We start from the raw sequence: 17,592 nt of genomic DNA on the forward strand, positions 1-17,592 counted from the left end.
ATAAAGTGCATAAGGCTAAGGAGTTAGGTGAAACATCGGACAATATTTCTACCTAATCCTTAGCCTTTTTTGTTGCGCAAATGCCTGTCTTAAACCAAATTAATTCCCGAGTTCACGTTAATTAAGCGAATTTTCCCCTTAGGCCTTTAACATCGTTTGCATAAACTTACCAATTGCCGGTACCAGCAACTTCTATTTTCAGAATCCATTCCAAAGCAATTTTCCATTGCCAGAGAATACTTTGCTAGTTGCGCAGCTTCGTTTACCAAAACAGAAAAGCGATAGAAAAGGCTTATGGCCTCCCCTACCGCTCTTTCCCTGTTTTTATATTGTTTGTCCTATCTAGCCATTTGTGAGATCTTTTCTAGCGGAATAGTACCAGCTAGTTTTATGATGTTATCTTCTTTGGTGTCGTTTACTTTAAGGGTAACAAGTGTGTTCTGCAGCGGAATCTGGAGTTCATAATTTGTTTTTCCGGCCGTTTCATCATTCATTTTGTTCAGTAGCGCTTTGTATCCGCTTATTTTTACCACCTTCTGGTCAGGATTGCCCGCTCCGGCAATAAAGGGCACAGAAAGCAGTGCCTGCAGCGAGTTAATGAGCGGTGAATTGTTTACAATGTCGAGGTTGGCGCTTTTAGGATCGGAGCCATAGGTGCGATGTATGTACAAGCCTCCTATTAAACCACCACCTCCACTTGTTACCTCGTCATTTTTCGTATTGGCATCCAAAGCTTCCAGTTTAGCAGGAAGCAACTTCAGAATCTCACGGCCAATCTCCACATCCAACTCGCGGAGCATCTGCTCCATCGCCGCCCTGGATTCTACGAGGTTACCTGCTGCGTAATTGTTGCGTGCCTCACCCAGGTTGCTATTAAATTGCTGCCCTAAGCAGGTGAGAGAAAGTAAGCAAAAGGCAAAAATGCCGGTCAGTATCTTTTTCATTCGTTATTTCTTTTTGAGTGTAGCGTGCTGCTGTTACTTTTCTCCTAACATTTTCTTAATGCCGTCTATGTCTACGGTGTTGGCTGCTGCCATTACTTCCTGCTCATTTTTAAAATTTACGCCTTCATACATGAGCATAGAAGACTGACCAAGCGGAACAGTAAGTTTATAACCAGCTCCATCGCTGTATTCAATTACGGCACGGTGACCTTTCACTTTGGTTTGTTTCCAATCCTGTTGTCCACCTGTTGTTTGTCCGTAGCCTCCGCTGGTCATGTAATTATTCAGCATGTTTACATAGGCCGCATTATTGGCCACTGTAACTCTAAATTCTTTGTCGTCTTGGTTGGTGTACTGGCGCAGGATGGTAAGCCCGGCCCAGCCCCAGCCCATACTGGTTACCTGCTCTACCTGTTCATCTTTTTTCAGGCCAGAAATAGCCTCCGGCAACGATGCCAGTATTTTTTGTCCGATCTGGAGTTCTACCCCCAGCATAGCCTGCTGCACCGCATAGCGAGCCTCGCCAAAACTTCTGGCTTTAAAGGATGTTTCAGCCTCCGTAAGGTGTTGCTTTACATCGGGTATAGTAGCGGCCAGCCCTTCGCCACCTTTATTAGTAGCACGGCTGCCTCCTTTGCTACCGTACACTACACCGCTCCCGCTCTCCGTGGTAGAGGAGGCACTGCTGTTTCCGGTAGTGTTGTTGCCGGCACTTTTCTTACCTCCAAACAACTTATCCAGTGCTTCATCGGCTTTAGCATCGCCGCGTTGCTTCACTTTGTTCAGGAGGCCAGCCTGAGCCATGGCACCCTGATGCCCTAAGGAGAGCACAAGTGCCACTAAAACTACTTTACTAATTTTCATAGGTTTATTATTTTGTTATTATTATCCAATTTAATATTTTTTAAACAAAATTACAAGATCTATAAAACCTTTCAGATTTTTGCTTACTATCTTGCCTTATCAAACATGTCAAAAACGGCCAAAACCTCATAATCATCTATCAGTAAGCACATTAAACAACTAAAATTTCTGCCGAGTCTGATAACTAATTTAACAGATCCAATTATTTATGATTTAGTTGCATCTATTTAGCCTTAATGAAGATTATTGTGGTGTGTCTGCAAATCATTCCTGCTGCTACTTTAAAACAAGAGCAGAAAGCTTCGAATTTTTCTAATGAAAAAGGCCATCCAGAGGCTTCTAGTGTCCATAAAGTCTATGCCCTTCTTCGAGTATAGCCTGCATTTTTTACAATATATTTTTACCTTTGATGAGTACGATCGCGGCCATACCTTCACCACAGTGGTTATAGCCGTTTTTGTTAGATCTTAACCAGCAATTGGCCATGAGTACAGTTTCTACCTCCGAAAAAAAACGAACGCAGCTCTTTTTAGTACTGAGTGGCATTTTCATAGCCAATGCCTTGCTAGCGGAATTGATTGGGGTTAAAATATTTTCTGGGGAGGCACTATTCGGCCTTCCAGGTGCACAGCTCAGCATCCTGGGGTCAAAGCTGGATTTTAACCTTACAGCCGGCGTTATTATCTGGCCAGTAGTGTTTATCACTACTGACATTATAAATGAGTATTTCGGAAAAGAAGGTGTAAAAAAAGTAAGCATCTTAACAGTTGTACTGATTTTATATGCCTTTTTGGTGATTACAGTGGTTACAGGGCTGCCACCCGCACAATTCTGGCTCGAAGTAAACAGCATAGACAGCGAAGGAAAACCCTTCAACATAGACTTCGCCTTTAACAGTATCTACCGGCAAGGCATGGGAATTATTTTAGGGTCTGTGGTGGCGTTTATGGTGTCGCAGTTCCTCGATGCTACTGTTTTTCATTGGCTCCGCCGCTACACAGGCAGCAAAAAAATCTGGCTCCGGGCAACAGGCTCTACACTGGTGTCGCAACTGGTTGATAGTGTAGTGGTACTCTTTATTGCCTTCTACTTTTTTGGCAATTGGTCTTTAACACAGGTGCTTTCGGTGGCAGGACTTAACTACATTTATAAGTTTTTTGTGGCCATTGCCCTAACACCGCTGCTTTATGTAGCACATTACATTATAGATGGCTACCTTGGCCATAGAACTGCCTCTGCTTTGATACAAGAAGCCGCCGATGAAAAAGAAGCAGTACATTAACAGGTAAGGAGGTATAGTAGATAGGCCATTTCCCTCCACCATGTTTAGAAGGAGCCAGGTTACCTACCAGAGGGGCCTGCATCAGCTGCCGACTTTAAATTTCCGGATTTTCAAATCACCTAATCATTAAATTTCGCTTATTTTGCAGCTTAAACTAATGATGATTTCTCTATGGCACGTTACCTCACCGGCATCCAGAGCACAGGCAGACCCCATTTAGGCAACTTATTGGGTGCTATTATTCCAGCTATCGAACTCTCCAGAACATCTCAGGAGGAATCTCTGTTTTTTATTGCTGATCTGCACTCCCTTACTGCCATTCGCGATGCGGAAGTTTTACGTCATAATACCTATTCAGTAGCTGCCTCCTGGCTTGCCTTTGGTTTTGACACAGATAAACATATTTTCTACCGCCAATCGGATGTGCCGATGGTAACTGAGCTGGCCTGGTACCTCAACTGCTTTGCGCCTTTCCCGATGTTGGCCAATGCACACTCTTTTAAAGATAAATCGAGCCGTCGTGGTCTTTCTGATGTAAACGCTGGGCTTTTTACATACCCGGTGCTCATGGCAGCCGACATCTTGCTCTACGATGCCAACACTGTTCCTGTAGGCAAAGATCAGATACAGCATCTGGAAATCACGCGCGATATTGCCAGCTCATTTAACCACACCTATGGTGACACTTTTGTGCTGCCCGAGGCTAGGATAGATGAATCTGTTATGACGGTGCCAGGATTGAACGGCGAAAAAATGAGCAAGTCGTATGGCAACATCATCGATATTTTTGAGGCAGACAAGCCACTCCGTAAAACGGTAATGAGTATTATTACCGACAGCACACCGCTCGAAGATCCTAAAGACCCGGAAAGCGACACAGTGTATAAGTTATACAAGCTTATCGCCAAGCCAGAAGAAGCGGAGGCCATGCGACAAAACTATTTAAACGGTGGTTACGGCTATGGTCATGCCAAACAGGCACTGTACGAGGTTATTGTTCAGAAATACGCCAAGGAACGCGAGCTGTTCAACTACTACATCAACAACCTGCCCGAAATAGATAAAAAGCTGCTGGAAGGAGCCGAAAAGGCAAGAGCCATTGCCGCACCAGTACTTGAGCGGGTTCGCCAGAAGCTAGGCTTTTAAACCGCAGCTTCCAATCTTTATTCACCTTTCTGTTCAGACCGCCCCGGCAATTCTTAAAATTGCCGGGGCATTTTGTTTTATAGTGACGATGCGCCTTAGTTAGTCGTGGCGGTGGCAAGTATTGTAAAGGTTGAAACAGTAATTTTTATAACATGGAATGCTCTGAGAGCTACCGCACAAGTAAATTATTCTAATCAAATAGCCCTTCCGGAGGCTCTAGTATGCCTGGTGCCATGATGGGAACATCCTTTTTAACCTGGGTAGCCAACCCTTTTACTTAGAGTATTTTACCCCTCATTTTTGCAGGTTAACATTTTTCTAAATACAAAAGTAAAACAATGTAAAAAAAAGTTTTACATTGTAATGCTATAGCAAAGCTATCGTTTTTAAGCATTCTCCTAAATCCGGAATCTTATGATAAGCCTGAAAGAAATCAAACACGATTTGCCAGCGGGAATTGTTGTTTTCCTGGTGGCTGTGCCTCTGTGCCTGGGTATTGCCATGGCCTCTGGTGCACCTCTGTTTTCCGGTATTATAGCCGGCATAGTGGGTGGCATTGTTGTTACACTCATCAGTGGGTCGCAATTAGGCGTAAGCGGACCTGCAGCAGGTTTGGCAGTAATTGTGCTGCAAGCCATACAAGGGCTAGGCAGCTACGAAGTGTTTTTGTCAGCTGTGGTGCTGGCTGGTGCCATTCAGTTAGCACTTGGGTTTCTGAAAGCAGGTAGTATTGGCTATTACTTTCCAACTGCTGTTATTAAAGGTATGCTTTCTGGTATTGGGGTTATCATTATCCTGAAGCAGATTCCGCACGCATTCGGCTACGACAGCAACTACGAAGGAGATGTTCATTACATTCAGCCAGATGGAGGCACTACCTTCTCCGACCTATTTAAAGCCTTTGAATATATAACGCCAGGAGCCATTTTAATAAGTGCTCTTTCGCTGGTTATTCTTATATTCTGGGATCAGGTTCTTACCAGAAAGCATAAAATATTCCAGCTAATTCAGGGGCCACTGGTTGTCGTGGTCCTGGGTATTGTGCTCAACATTGTCTTCCGCGATTACTTTCCGCAATTAGCACTCGCTACCTCGCACCTGGTGGAACTCCCTGTGGCCAACAGTTTAAGTGGGTTTGTACAGCAGTTCACCTTACCAGACTTTAGCCGGGTACTTACCTACGATGTGCTCTTCCTGGCCGGCACTATTGCCATAGTAGCCAGCCTAGAGACATTGCTCTGCCTGGAGGCTACTGATAAGCTGGACCCTTACAAAAGAATTAGCCCCGCCAACAGGGAGCTGGTAGCGCAGGGTGTCGGTAACATGGTTTCCGGGATGATCGGTGGCTTGCCCTTAACCCAGGTAATTGTCAGGAGCTCGGCCAATATTCAGTCTGGAGGCCGCACCAAACTGTCGGCCTTAATACATGGCATTCTGATCTTGTGCTGCGTGGTGCTGGTTCCTCAAATTCTTAACATGATACCGCTATCGAGCCTTGCAGCTATTCTGATTGTGGTTGGCTACAAACTGGCAAAACCTTCGCTTTTCAGAAGCATGTACAGGAGCGGCTGGAATCAGTTTTTGCCCTTCCTGGTAACCATTGTAGCCATTGTATTTACTGATCTTTTAACAGGTATTGGCATTGGCATGGCTGTAGCTATTATTAACATTCTGCGAAACAACTATAAAGTCTCTCACTACCTGTACAAGGATAAAGAGGCTGGTCCGCGAGAGAAATATTATATACTATTGGCCGAAGAAATTTCTTTTCTGAACAAAGGCAATATTATGCAGACGCTCCGAAAACTCCCTGAAAACGTGGACCTCGAAATAGACTTTTCGAGCTCTGCCTATGTGGACCCGGATGTAAAAGAACTCATAGAAGATTTTAAAGATACTGCTAAAACCAAAAATATTAACCTGACTATTAAAGAAGTAGACGACACCAAAGCTTTTAAACAAGAGAAGATACTGCTCTGATTAAAGAATGATTCACCTGGCAGTTTTTTAACCAGATAAAGAGAATGTGGCCCTAGAGCTTTAGAAGCTTTCCTAAAGGCCTCCTGCTGTGCACCATGCCGTGGCAACGTTCTACTAGTTGCATAATTAACCTTATAAAAATAAAAGTTATACTCATGAGAACACTGACCAAAGAGTTACAGGACCAACTTACCCCTGCAAAAGCATTAGAACTACTAACCGAAGGCAACAGAAGATTTGTTAACAACCTCAAAGTTAACCGAAATCTCCTGCAGCAAGTAAATGAAACCTCACAGGGGCAGCACCCATTTGCTATTGTGCTGAGTTGCATCGACTCCAGAACATCCGCAGAACTGATATTTGACCAGGGCCTTGGGGATATTTTCAGTGTCCGGATCGCCGGCAATATTGTGAATGAAGATATTCTGGGAAGTATGGAATTTGCCTGTAAAGTGGCAGGCGCTAAGCTGATAGTGGTATTGGGCCACTCCAATTGCGGCGCCATTAAAGGGGCCTGTGATAGCGTGGAACTCGGATTTTTAACAGGACTTGTAAATAAAATCAAGCCATCGGTAGAAGAAATTCAGTATGATGGAAGCAAGAAATCTACTAATGCTGAGTTTGTGCAGCTGGTTGCTGAACGAAATGTACATAACATGATAGACGAAATTCAAACCAGAAGCAGCATTATTAGTGAGATGATCGAAAACGGAGAGATTGGCATTGCAGGCGGTATGTACGATGTAGAAACAGGTGAAGTGGAATTTTATGAACACTCCCTGCAGGCAAGTGAATCAATGAATGAAAAATCTAGCAACAAATATTAGTATTAAGGTCGACAATAAAGTTTACCTCAAAGATCCCGAATCTTCGGACAAGGGAAGGCAAATTATAGAACAAAGCATTTTACTTCTTGATGAGCTAGGGCTGGAGGCCTTAACATTTAAAAAACTGGCTGCCAGAATCGGAACAACAGAAGCAACTATTTACCGGTATTTTGAGAGCAAGCACATGCTGCTCTCCTACCTGGTCTCCTGGTACTGGAGCTGGCTGGAATACCGGCTTGTGTTTGCCTCACATAATATTCCGTCTGCTACCGAAAGGCTTAAAATTGCCATCGGCATTTTGTCGGGCAAAGTAGAGCGCGACATGGATTTCCAGCACATAGATGAAGTGGCGCTGCAACGGATTGTGGTAGCCGAGTCGGCCAAAGTTTACCTTACAAAAGAGGTGGATGACAATAACCGCGAAGGCTTTTTTTTCAGCTACAAGCGTTTCTGCAAGCGCGTGTCGGATATTATTCTGGAAATAAACCCGAGCTTCAGGTTTCCGGCTTCGCTGGTTTCTACAGTGGCTGAAACGGCGCATTACCAAAAGTTTTTTTCGCTGCACCTGCCCTCCCTCACCAACATCTCCGACAGCAAAGACGAGCAGTTGGTTGAGTTTCTGACAGAACTGGTGTTTAAAACCATAAGTTAGGTCGGCAATTTGCCTATCTATCTTATGGTTTTAAACACAGAAGAGGCTGCCTACTTAAGGCAGCCTCTTCTGTGTTTAAAACCATAAGTTAGGTCGGCAATTTGCCTATCTATCTTATGGTTTTAAACACAGAAGAGGCTGCCTACTTAAGGCAGCCTCTTCTGTGTTTAAGTAATTATGTCACTGGTTAACTAAGGCAAAAAGGTTATTGTTTTCAGCATTGGCCTTTTACCATCCTCGGCTGTTGCTGTAGGTTTAAAGATCAGGTAAACCTCCTGTAACTGATTCCCTGCTGCATTCTGCAGCGATAGGGTAGCTGTAGTTTTCTGCTTGTTTGCACCAAAGTTTAATTGCCCCTCCCCTACTTTTTTACCATTTATCTGCCCTAGCCGTACCTCAACCTGGTAGGCTGTAGCTACACCAGTCCCAAAACCTGCCACTTCTATTTTGCTGATGTTGGTAAGGTCGATTCCTGGAGATTTTACCCAACCTTCTCCTGCCGGAAAAATAAGATACTTACTTCCCAGAGAATCTTTACTGGCAAAAGCGTTCACCTGCTTTAACTCGCTTACATCCAAGGCGCTGTTCCGCAGGTAAACTACATAAGCTCCTGTTAGGGGCTGCGGAGCACCCGGAGCCCCATTGTCTGTGTAAGTGGCTGTTAGTTTTAACACAGAGGGCTGTCCTTGCTCTGCAGAGGCAGGGGGCACTACATTGCCTTTAGCTGGCAAGGACGGTTTCTTGCTGTCTTCGTTTGCTAATGACCGTACCCATTGCACAATCTGCCGGGCTTCTCCCGGATCCATGGTAGGGTGAGCCGGCATAGGGTTGGGCCCCCAAACTCCACTGCCGCCTTTTAATATCTTATCTGTCAGATAGGCCTGGGCATCGCGCTCTTTCTGGTATTTCACGGCTACTTCTCTGAAAGATGGCCCGATAGACTTTTCATCTAACTTGTGACAGCTTTTACAGTCAGAAGCATTCATCAGGTTGCGGCCTACTACGGTTTCAGAAAGTACCTGGTGCCCCAGGTTAGCCCCGGCCAAGTCCTTGCCTCTGATAAAATCCTGAGAAACAAAAAGATTTTCCATTTTCACCTGCACGTCCTCATCTTTAACCTGCACCTCGTATTGCACTGGTTTGCCAGCAAAATAAAAGCTCTGGTTGCCGGTTAGCTTAATGGCAACTTCGGGTTGTGTATTGCCGGCATACACTTTTACTTCTTCGCTCTGCCGCGATGCCTGCTGCTTATCCAGCACCTCTACCCGCACCACATGGCTGCCCCCTTTCTCAATAGTATGCTCCAGGTAGGGTTCTTTAGTTTCTTTCTTAACATCTCCAATTGTCCAGAGGTAGCGCAAAGGTTCTTTTTCAGGATCAGAGGCAGCTACTTTAGCCGTGATAGTGAGCGGTATTTTGCCACTTGTTTTATCTACAGTAAAAGTATGAACGCGTGGCGGCAGGTTACCGGAAATATAATCTAAGCGTGCCAGGCCAGCATCAGGGTTGGCCGTAAACCACCCTTTGCCGTATTCCAGCACATATATTCTGCCATCGGGGCCTACTTCCATATCCATCATGGCACTAAAAGGTGTATCCGACATAAACGTTTCCATTTTCTGCAGATCGCCATTTTCCTTCAGCGTCAGCACCTTTATCCAGTTCCGAACCCATTCATAAATAAAGACTTTGCCATTGTAATAAGCTGGGTAAGCTGTTTCTTTCGGATACAAATCGGTGTAGTAAGTTGGGCCAGCCATTGCCGTGCGTCCTCCTGTTCCAAGCTGCGGAAACTCTTTGGAGGCAGCATAAGGGTACCAGATAAAGGCCGGTTGCGCAGCTGGCAACTCCCTCAAACCAGTGTTGTTTCTCGATTCATTCAGCGGATTAGCCGGATCAAAGGTTTGACCAGTTTTGCCTGTACCATAATCGTAGCGGTGGTAGGAGTAATTGTTGCCTACAAAAAGCGGCCACCCGAAAAACCCTGCCTCTCGTGCTTGGTTAAACTCATCGTAGCCTCGTGGCCCTCGCACCTCCAGGCTGTCTTTGTTGGCATCGGGCCCTACCTCGCCCCAGTAGAGGTAACCGTTTTTTGGGTCCACTGAAATACGGTAGGGATTCCGGTTGCCCATTACATAAATTTCTGGGCGGGTTTTGGCTGTATTTTCAGGAAACAAGTTACCGGCAGGGATAGTGTAGGTGCCGTCTTCATTTAGTTTGATTCGGAGGATTTTTCCGCGTAGGTCGTTGGTGTTGCCAGCTGAGCGGCGGGCATCGTACTGCTCGTGGCCCGGGCGGTCGTCGAGGGGAGCAAAACCGTGGTTTACGTAACGCTGCCCGGCCTCGTTAAATGGCGTGGAGTTATCGCCGGTGGAGAGGTAGAGCATGTTGTCGGGTCCAAAGGCTATGGAGCCTCCGGTGTGGCAGCAGATATTGCGTTGGGACTTCACCTCCAGCACCACCTTTTCGGAGGCTAGATCTAGCTGTTTGTTTTTGAACACGAACCGCGACAAGCGATTTACAGACGAGTCAGCGGGGCTGTAATAGAGGTATATAAAGTTGTTTTTGGCAAAATCAGGGTCTGCTGCTAGGCCCATCAAGCCCTCTTCAGCATTTACACCCGGCACAGTGGCTTTGTGGTATACCTGCAAAGCTCCCACCTGGCTTACCTGCTGGGTTTCCTGGTCGAAGAGCATCACTTCGCCTCTGCGTTGCACCACCAGCACACTTAAGTCGGGCAAAACGGCCATTTCAGTGGGCTCTGTAAAGCCGCCTTGGGTCAGCACTGTCTTTACAAAGCGCTCCTCGGCAGGCACGCGCTCCGTTTTAGCGTTCTTGTACTTTAGCTCCTGGTTGTCGCCTATGGCATACTGAATGCCACCGAGCAGGTGCTGCAGAAAATCAGGCTCCTGGTAGCTTTCGTCCGTATGGCCTAAGCCCGTGTAAAAGGCGCGACCTCCATCATAGTCGTGGTACCAGGCAATGGGGTGGTTATTGCCATTTTTGCCACCTTCATACGATTTTTCGTCCAGGGCCAGCAGCACCTTTACCTGCTTGTTCAGGTTTTTGTAGTTGTACCACTCGTCGGTTCTCTGCCAGGGGTCTGGCAGGTGTTTGGTGGCAGCATGCGATTTCTCCTTTACCAAAATGGAAGCCTGCTGTACCTTCGGGTGACTCTCGAAGCAACCACCTACCAGGTTGCCGTACCAGGGCCAGTCATACTCTGTATCTGCGGCTGCATGTATGCCTACAAAACCCCCACCTGCTTGTATGTAGCGCTCAAAATCGGCCTCCTGGTATTGGTTAAGTACATCGCCGGTAGTACTCAGAAAAACCACAGCAGCGTATTTCCCTAAAGAATCTTCGTGGAAGTAAGCAGCATTGGTGGTGGTGTCTACCTCAAAGCCGTTCTGCTGCCCCAGCTTCAGGAGCGCCTCGTTTCCTGCCGCAATAGAAGCATGATGGAAGCCGCTTGTTTTACCGAAGACCAGAATTCGGGGCGGGCCAGACCGTTTGCTGTTGCAGGAGCCAAACACAATGAGGCAGCAGAGGAGCAGCAGCCTTGGCAAAGAGGACGAAAATAAAGGTGATTTCATTTAATAGAGTTCAATAACAGGGGTTTTACGAACTTACATTCGTTTTTATAATTTTTAAATATAGCATTCCTTACAATCGCTGATGCATAGAATCTCCTCCGGACGTGATGGCTGTCTGAAAATTATTCTAATGAAAAAAGCCTTCCGAAGGTAAAAATAAGGATGATAACGTGGGGCTTTGTAACCATTGTTGCTTAAGTCCACGATGATGTTTAAACTGAGAGCCAAGATACTAGGAATTCCTAAAACTAGTTTGTATGCTTCAGGAAAGTTTCTTACTGCTTCGGCTTTATAAGCTCCACCATTCACAACAGGCCCTACCGCTTTGCAAAGCCACCAACCGGATGCTACCCTAACTTCTAAAATCTGCTAAACACTTCCGGAGGGCCTTATTCATTAGCAGAATTTGGTTGTTCGTTGTTGATTGTTAAATATTTAGATTAAAATGAGAGCAGGAAAATGCCCTCGCAACCTACACAGCTCCTGGGAGTGTCGTCTGGCGAAGCAGAATTATAGTAATGCAAATGGATTTACTAAGCACAACATCTAGCGTCTAAAATCTCTGAAAAGCCTCTGGAAGGCCAAATTCATTTGAATAATTGATGTGAGGCATCCTCGAAAGCTATACCTAGTGTAATGGAGGATGATCTAATATAAAAAGAAACAATATAAAACCCAGATTGGCTGTTTAACCTTCTCGCAAGGGTAGTAAAAGCAGAAAGCCGCACTTCCATGCAATCGGGAAGTGCGGCTTTAAATAATTATCTTCTAATCTAGTTTTATTCTGATTTCCAGAGTTCACGGGCCTGTTCGCCGATCAGCACCATAAAGCGGGCAGGGTTGGCAACCAGCACCAAACGCATGTCTACTCCCGGAAACTCATCTGACTCAACCCAAACACCTTCTTTTTCTCCGTCTTTATTTACCGATGCCACATCCAGCGAGCTGGAAACATAAGCTGTTGGTAGCAAAAGATCTGTATCTGATTTTAATTTAGCATGCACATCTTCCAGCACATCTTCCAGAAAATCACCGTACTCTTCGTTAAAGTCATCTTCCAGGTCGTGCAGTTCCTCCTCAATGTCGTCGTAGCGCGCATCGTTATAATCTAGTGCGTTCAGCTCCTCCTTCTTCTGTATAATGGCTACAAGGGAGTTATTTAGTGCAGTTGCGTTCATAGTTATTCGTGATTTTTTACAAAGTTGTTAACATGTCTCAGAAATTGCAAATATTCAGTTTGATAATTTAATTTCTGCTACACCTATCCGGAATACTGCGTAAAACTAGTAATTTACTTTCATCGCACAAATTCTTTAAAGCCTATGTCTACAGATATCCTTCCCCTAAATGGCACCGACCACATCGAATTTTATGTAGGGAATGCCAAACAGGCCGCCCATTTTTATCAGACTGCCTTTGGTTTTAAATTAGTGGCTTATGCCGGTCCTGAAACAGGTGTGCGCGACAGGGCGTCTTATGTGCTTGCTCAGGAAAAAGTCCGGCTGGTGCTTACCACTTCCCTCCTTCCTGACTCCGACATTGCCAAACACGTGCTGCAGCATGGCGATGGCGTAAAAGTGCTGGCACTCTGGGTAGATGATGCCGAAAAATCGTTCAGGGAAACTGTAGCCAGGGGAGCCAGACCAGCCCGCGAGCTTCAAACTTTAACAGATGAGCATGGTGAGGTAAAGCTGGCCTCAATTCACACCTACGGCGACACTATCCATACCTTTGTGGAGCGGCGCAACTACAGCGGACCTTTTATGCCTGGCTTTGTCGCCCGCACCTCTACCCTGCAGGTGGAGCCCGTGGGACTAAAGTATGTAGACCACTGTGTTGGAAACGTGGAGCTGGGCAAAATGAACGAATGGGTGGCGTTTTATGAGAAAGTAATGGGCTTTAACCTCCTCGTCACCTTCGACGACAGCGACATCAGCACCGAATACACTGCCCTGATGTCGAAGGTGGTATCGAATGGGAACGGTTACATTAAATTTCCGATAAACGAACCGGCACAGGGGCGTAAAAAGTCGCAGATAGACGAGTACCTGGAGTTTTATCGCGGAGCTGGTGTGCAGCACATTGCCATCGCCACCGACAATATCCTGCACACCGTATCGGAGTTGCGGCACCGTGGCATCGAGTTTTTGTATGTGCCCGAAACCTACTACGAAGACCTGTTTGAGCGCGTCGGAACTATAGACGAAGACATGCAGGCCCTGAAGGCGCAGAACATTCTGGTAGACCGTGACGACGAAGGCTACCTGCTCCAGATCTTTACCAAACCCGTAGAAGATCGCCCTACTGTGTTTTATGAAATTATTCAGCGCAAAGGAGCCAAATCGTTTGGGAAAGGTAATTTTAAAGCTTTATTTGAAGCTATTGAACGCGAACAGGAACTTAGAGGCAACCTTTAATCAAAAATTAAAGTAATCGGCCTGTAAATTAAACCCAGATTTTTTTTAATTTGAGGAGCTGAATCTTTCACCTCGGTTTTTGTGGACACATAGAACGGAGGTGATTTTTTTCGCCTGCCGCTAGCCGGTTACTCCATATAACATAGCATATTTAGCACTTTTAAGATAAAACATGGAAACAGCAATCCGCCAGAAAGTAGAAGCCTGGCTTACTGGAAATTACGACGAAGCCACTAAAAACGAAATACAAACCCTGCTGAACAGCAATCAGGAAGATGCCCTGGCCGATGCTTTTTACAAAGACCTGGAGTTTGGAACAGGTGGCTTACGTGGCATTATGGGTGTTGGCAGTAACCGCATGAACCGCTACACACTCGGCATGGCTACACAAGGTCTGAGCAATTACCTGAAGCAAAACTTTCCCGATCAGCAGGTAAAGGTGGCCATTGCACACGATAGCCGTAATAACTCCGATTCCTTTGCCCGCATTGTAGCCGACATTTTCTCAGCCAATGACATCAAGGTTTACCTTTTCGAGGCACTACGACCTACTCCTGAGTTATCGTTTGCTATTCGGCACCTTGGTTGCCAAAGCGGTGTAGTAATTACAGCCTCTCACAACCCAAAAGAGTACAACGGCTACAAAGCCTACTGGAACGACGGTGGTCAGGTAACAGCTCCACACGACAAAAACATTATTGCTGAAGTAAACAAAATCACTTCTATCGACGATGTCAAGTTTGAGGCCAACCCCGCAAATATTGAACTAATTGGAGCAGAGGTAGACGAAGCCTATTTGCAGGCAGTGCTTGGCCTCTCCATTTCGCAGGACATTATCAAGCGTCAGCACGACCTCAAAATTGTTTTCACTCCGATTCATGGTACTGGCATTACACTGGTTCCGGCGGTGCTTGAGCGTTTTGGTTTCACCAATGTGCACGTGGTAGAGGAGCAGGCAACACCTGATGGCAACTTCCCGACGGTGGTTTATCCGAACCCGGAAGAAAAAGACGCTATGAACCTGGCCATGCAGAAAGCAGCCGAACTCGATGCCGACATTGTACTGGCTACCGACCCTGATGCTGACCGAGTAGGCATAGCCGTTAAAAACCATAAAGGGGAGTTTGTGCTGATGAACGGTAACCAAACTGGCAGCTTACTGATAAACTACCTGTTGTTGGCCTGGCAAAAAGCCGGTAAGCTTACTGGCAAAGAGTTCGTGGTAAAAACCATTGTAACCACCGACCTCATTAAAGAGCTGGCCGATAGCTACGGTGTAAAAATGTATGAGACTTTAACAGGCTTTAAATACATTGCCGAGCTCATTAAGCAACTGGAAGGCAAGGAGCAGTACATTGGCGGCGGCGAAGAAAGCTACGGATACCTGGCTGGCGATTTCGTTCGTGATAAAGATGCTGTTTCGTCCTGCGCCCTAATTGCTGAAATGGCAGCCGTAGCCAAAGATAAAGGCCAGACGCTGTTCGAGATGCTGCTGGAAGTTTACACCCAGCACGGCTTCTACAAAGAAGAACTGATTTCCATCACGAAAAAAGGAATGCGCGGCGCCGAAGAAATTCAGCAGATGATGGCCGACATGCGCAGCAACCCGCCACAAACTATTGCAGGCTCACCGGTAGTGCTCCTTACCGATTATAAAACCGGCGTACAGAAAAACCTGCAAACCGGCGAGGAAGTTACTATAGACATGGAGCGCTCTAATGTGCTGCAGTACCTGACCGAAGATGGCAGCAAAATCTCTGCCCGTCCGTCTGGCACAGAGCCTAAAATCAAGTTCTACTTCAGCGTAAAAGAGCCACTTGCCTCCGCTGCAGAGTTTGATGCCACAGAGCAGAAACTAAACCAGAAGATTGAGCAAATTCAGATTGACCTGAAGTTGAAATAGAAGTCCGTATTATAAATTATCAGCAGCCTGTATCGCTAGTAAAGTGGTACAGGCTGTTTTTTTGCAACTTCAGTTTAGGCTAATGCCGTTTAGGGGTAAGAATAAAATCACTCTCAATGTATTACTTTACCAAAGGCTCCCTTTATGTCTGCATAGCACCTTTCAACTTACCCACATTTGCTTGACAATTCTATTTGTAAAACGTGAGCGTTTGGTTAATTTAAATTTGGCACCACTAAGGTTATAATGGGCCAGGTTTACTGTTCTTTTAGGATGGTAGCAGAGGTATAGCTTCGCTCAGAGCATCCAAAAATAAAGTGTACACAAGTCTAACCGATCTGAGGCTTCCAGATAAGGCTGCATGAATAACGTTATGAAAAGGGAAGAGAGGGTTTGGCTTGTAAATGGACAACATCAACATCGACCTAAGTCAGTCTGTTTCTGATCCATTTTATTTGCCCGTTGTGGTTCGATTCGTGTTCGCAAACATGGAACCACTTACAGTAATTATTCGTCGGTCCCCAAGGCCAATCTTTGTCGACTGCCAATAGCCAGGAGTCGTCGCGCTTCCTGAATTCTGCGATAGTTTTTTCGCGTGTTTCTCTCAGCACATCTAAGTAATAGTCGAGGCTATGGCCCCTGATGGATTTTCTGACTTCATCTCCAAGATTAAGTGGAGCATCCCATTGCTTCCTTTCTTTTGCATCCCAGGTTTTTCCCTCCAGTGTGTTAACCTGATAAAACCTTTCTGTGGCTGCCAAGTGCAGCAGCATCGCCCCAATGGTGTTTGACTTTGGGTCGTGCAGGTAATCCAATTCCTCTACTTTCATCTGCTGCACAGATTGGAGCAAAGCCATTCGCATCCAATTCATCATAGAAACGAGCGTCCCGATATGGGGAGAAAAACCCTTTCTAGGACCTATAATGTTAATTTCTTCCTGTGTTCTGTCCATACCCCAGCCTTCTTGAGAAATTAACCCAAAGCCAGCTATACCTGCAGTAATGGTAGCTGTGGTCCTGATAAAGCACCTGCGATCTAAGTGGTTGGTTAGCTTTTTCATAGGAGTCGGTTTATCAGGTTTACGAAACAGAACTGTCAGAGACAGTAAAAAGAGGAACAAGCAACGAAAATTTTTCTACTATAGCAGTTGATAGGTACTAGCTGGGGGAAGGGTGTGCTGGTTAGCTCTTTTGGAAGGATATGGAGTAAGTAACGGTTTGGTTAAAAAGCGTTTTAGTGCTTTTTAATAAAAATTTCAGCTTACCTCAATACATTCCAATGCTTCTAATGATACGGGAGTAGGAGCTAACTGTTTTTGGGCTATTGCTTATCTTTGCGCTTTTAAAATCCGAATTAACACATGAACGATAGATTTTCAGAAATAGCCCAGGTAATTCAGAACAGGAGAACCATTAAACCTGCTCAGATGAACGGGAGACAAATACCAAATGAGCAGGTACAGCAACTCCTGCAGTTAGCAGACTGGGCACCCACGCACGGCCACACAGAACCCTGGCGGTTTAGAGTATATGCAGGCGAAAAAGTAAAAGACTTCTGCCAGGCACACGCTGATCTTTATAAAGCCAATACCCCAGAAGAGAGCTTTATGCTCTTTAACTACGAGAAGCTGCTGCACATGGGCGACGGAGCTTCGCACCTCATCGTAGCCTACATGCAACGTGGTGACTTGCCCAAGATACCTGCCCTCGAAGAAATTGCTGCCACCTCCTGCGCCATCCAAAACATATTGCTTGGTGCAACTGCCTTAGGAATAGGCAGCTACTGGGGCTCCGGCGGCATGGCCTACAAACCAGCCATGAAAGAATATCTGCAATTAGGCGAAGAAGACCTGGTACTTGGCATCCTCTACCTCGGCTACTCCGATAAACCTGTTGGAAATGGTAAAAGAACTGTTCCTCTTGCACAAAAAGTGCAGTGGATGTAGTGGCTAAAGGTTTGAATTTTGAAGGAGTGATGGAA

13 protein-coding genes are annotated in these 17,592 nt (G+C 45.8%); 8 read left to right on the plus strand and 5 right to left on the minus strand.

The features are described 5' to 3' along the window. Window positions 1–338: 338 nt before the first annotated feature. Window positions 339–944, minus strand: coding sequence for a hypothetical protein (locus tag ACMA1I_RS04525; RefSeq protein WP_337067101.1), 606 nt, complete (start codon window positions 942–944; stop codon window positions 339–341). 33 nt (window positions 945–977) lie between these two features. Further along, complete coding sequence (locus ACMA1I_RS04530; protein WP_337067102.1) at window positions 978–1,808, minus strand: hypothetical protein; 831 nt, start codon at window positions 1,806–1,808, stop codon at window positions 978–980. A gap of 484 nt (window positions 1,809–2,292) precedes the next feature. Between ACMA1I_RS04530 and ACMA1I_RS04535 the strand changes: the two genes are divergently transcribed. The 5 genes from ACMA1I_RS04535 (at window position 2,293) to ACMA1I_RS04555 (ending at window position 7,695) form a co-directional block, all read left to right on the plus strand. After that, the gene (locus tag ACMA1I_RS04535; RefSeq protein WP_337067103.1) at window positions 2,293–3,090 is read left to right on the plus strand and encodes a queuosine precursor transporter; all 798 of its coding nucleotides are present in this window, start codon (window positions 2,293–2,295) and stop codon (window positions 3,088–3,090) included. Between the two features lie 171 nt (window positions 3,091–3,261). Continuing rightward, window positions 3,262–4,236, plus strand: a complete 975-nt coding sequence (trpS, locus tag ACMA1I_RS04540; protein ID WP_337067104.1) for a tryptophan--tRNA ligase — start codon at window positions 3,262–3,264, stop codon at window positions 4,234–4,236. 414 nt (window positions 4,237–4,650) lie between these two features. Further along, window positions 4,651–6,216 carry a SulP family inorganic anion transporter gene (locus ACMA1I_RS04545; RefSeq protein WP_337067105.1) on the plus strand — a complete coding sequence of 522 codons (1,566 nt, stop codon included), beginning with the start codon at window positions 4,651–4,653 and terminating at the stop codon, window positions 6,214–6,216. A gap of 95 nt (window positions 6,217–6,311) precedes the next feature. After that, window positions 6,312–7,043, plus strand: coding sequence for a carbonic anhydrase family protein (locus tag ACMA1I_RS04550; protein ID WP_337067106.1), 732 nt, complete (start codon window positions 6,312–6,314; stop codon window positions 7,041–7,043). Next, window positions 7,018–7,695 (plus strand): TetR/AcrR family transcriptional regulator, encoded by a 678-nt coding sequence (locus ACMA1I_RS04555; protein WP_337067107.1) that lies wholly within the window; start codon window positions 7,018–7,020, stop codon window positions 7,693–7,695. The genes ACMA1I_RS04550 and ACMA1I_RS04555 overlap by 26 nt, the downstream gene beginning before the upstream one ends. A gap of 191 nt (window positions 7,696–7,886) precedes the next feature. On the opposite strand, the gene ACMA1I_RS04560 is transcribed toward ACMA1I_RS04555, so the two are convergent. After that, a complete protein-coding gene (locus tag ACMA1I_RS04560) occupies window positions 7,887–11,291 on the minus strand; it encodes a ThuA domain-containing protein (protein ID WP_337067108.1) in 3,405 nt (1,134 codons plus the stop codon). 779 nt (window positions 11,292–12,070) lie between these two features. Further along, window positions 12,071–12,469 (minus strand): hypothetical protein, encoded by a 399-nt coding sequence (locus ACMA1I_RS04565; protein ID WP_337067109.1) that lies wholly within the window; start codon window positions 12,467–12,469, stop codon window positions 12,071–12,073. Window positions 12,470–12,613: 144 nt separating this feature from the next. Here ACMA1I_RS04565 and hppD point away from each other — a divergent pair, with 144 nt between their 5' ends. Together hppD and ACMA1I_RS04575 are read left to right on the plus strand one after the other, a co-directional pair. Further along, window positions 12,614–13,708 carry a 4-hydroxyphenylpyruvate dioxygenase gene (hppD, locus tag ACMA1I_RS04570; protein ID WP_337067110.1) on the plus strand — a complete coding sequence of 365 codons (1,095 nt, stop codon included), beginning with the start codon at window positions 12,614–12,616 and terminating at the stop codon, window positions 13,706–13,708. A 172-nt stretch (window positions 13,709–13,880) separates the two neighbouring features. Next, window positions 13,881–15,611 carry a phospho-sugar mutase gene (locus ACMA1I_RS04575; protein ID WP_337067111.1) on the plus strand — a complete coding sequence of 577 codons (1,731 nt, stop codon included), beginning with the start codon at window positions 13,881–13,883 and terminating at the stop codon, window positions 15,609–15,611. Window positions 15,612–16,036: 425 nt separating this feature from the next. On the opposite strand, the gene ACMA1I_RS04580 is transcribed toward ACMA1I_RS04575, so the two are convergent. After that, a complete protein-coding gene (locus ACMA1I_RS04580) occupies window positions 16,037–16,672 on the minus strand; it encodes a DinB family protein (protein ID WP_337067112.1) in 636 nt (211 codons plus the stop codon). Between the two features lie 300 nt (window positions 16,673–16,972). On the opposite strand from ACMA1I_RS04580, the gene ACMA1I_RS04585 reads away from it, so the two are divergent. Further along, the gene (locus ACMA1I_RS04585; protein ID WP_337067113.1) at window positions 16,973–17,557 is read left to right on the plus strand and encodes a nitroreductase; all 585 of its coding nucleotides are present in this window, start codon (window positions 16,973–16,975) and stop codon (window positions 17,555–17,557) included. Window positions 17,558–17,592 lie beyond the last annotated feature (35 nt).

Source organism: Pontibacter sp. 13R65 (assembly GCF_047525655.1).
Taxonomy (GTDB): Bacteria; Bacteroidota; Bacteroidia; order Cytophagales; family Hymenobacteraceae; genus Pontibacter.

What these genes read in the sequence shown, in the direction of transcription:
- ACMA1I_RS04525 (WP_337067101.1), bottom strand. Translation starts at nt 944, where the DNA reads ATGAAAAAGATACTGACCGGCATTTTTGCCTTTTGCTTACTTTCTCTC.
- ACMA1I_RS04530 (WP_337067102.1), bottom strand. Translation starts at nt 1,808, where the DNA reads ATGAAAATTAGTAAAGTAGTTTTAGTGGCACTTGTGCTCTCCTTAGGG.
- ACMA1I_RS04535 (WP_337067103.1), top strand. Translation starts at nt 2,293, where the DNA reads ATGAGTACAGTTTCTACCTCCGAAAAAAAACGAACGCAGCTCTTTTTA.
- trpS (WP_337067104.1), top strand. Translation starts at nt 3,262, where the DNA reads ATGGCACGTTACCTCACCGGCATCCAGAGCACAGGCAGACCCCATTTA.
- ACMA1I_RS04545 (WP_337067105.1), top strand. Translation starts at nt 4,651, where the DNA reads ATGATAAGCCTGAAAGAAATCAAACACGATTTGCCAGCGGGAATTGTT.
- ACMA1I_RS04550 (WP_337067106.1), top strand. Translation starts at nt 6,312, where the DNA reads ATGCCGTGGCAACGTTCTACTAGTTGCATAATTAACCTTATAAAAATA.
- ACMA1I_RS04555 (WP_337067107.1), top strand. Translation starts at nt 7,018, where the DNA reads ATGAAAAATCTAGCAACAAATATTAGTATTAAGGTCGACAATAAAGTT.
- ACMA1I_RS04560 (WP_337067108.1), bottom strand. Translation starts at nt 11,291, where the DNA reads ATGAAATCACCTTTATTTTCGTCCTCTTTGCCAAGGCTGCTGCTCCTC.
- ACMA1I_RS04565 (WP_337067109.1), bottom strand. Translation starts at nt 12,469, where the DNA reads ATGAACGCAACTGCACTAAATAACTCCCTTGTAGCCATTATACAGAAG.
- hppD (WP_337067110.1), top strand. Translation starts at nt 12,614, where the DNA reads ATGTCTACAGATATCCTTCCCCTAAATGGCACCGACCACATCGAATTT.
- ACMA1I_RS04575 (WP_337067111.1), top strand. Translation starts at nt 13,881, where the DNA reads ATGGAAACAGCAATCCGCCAGAAAGTAGAAGCCTGGCTTACTGGAAAT.
- ACMA1I_RS04580 (WP_337067112.1), bottom strand. Translation starts at nt 16,672, where the DNA reads ATGAAAAAGCTAACCAACCACTTAGATCGCAGGTGCTTTATCAGGACC.
- ACMA1I_RS04585 (WP_337067113.1), top strand. Translation starts at nt 16,973, where the DNA reads ATGAACGATAGATTTTCAGAAATAGCCCAGGTAATTCAGAACAGGAGA.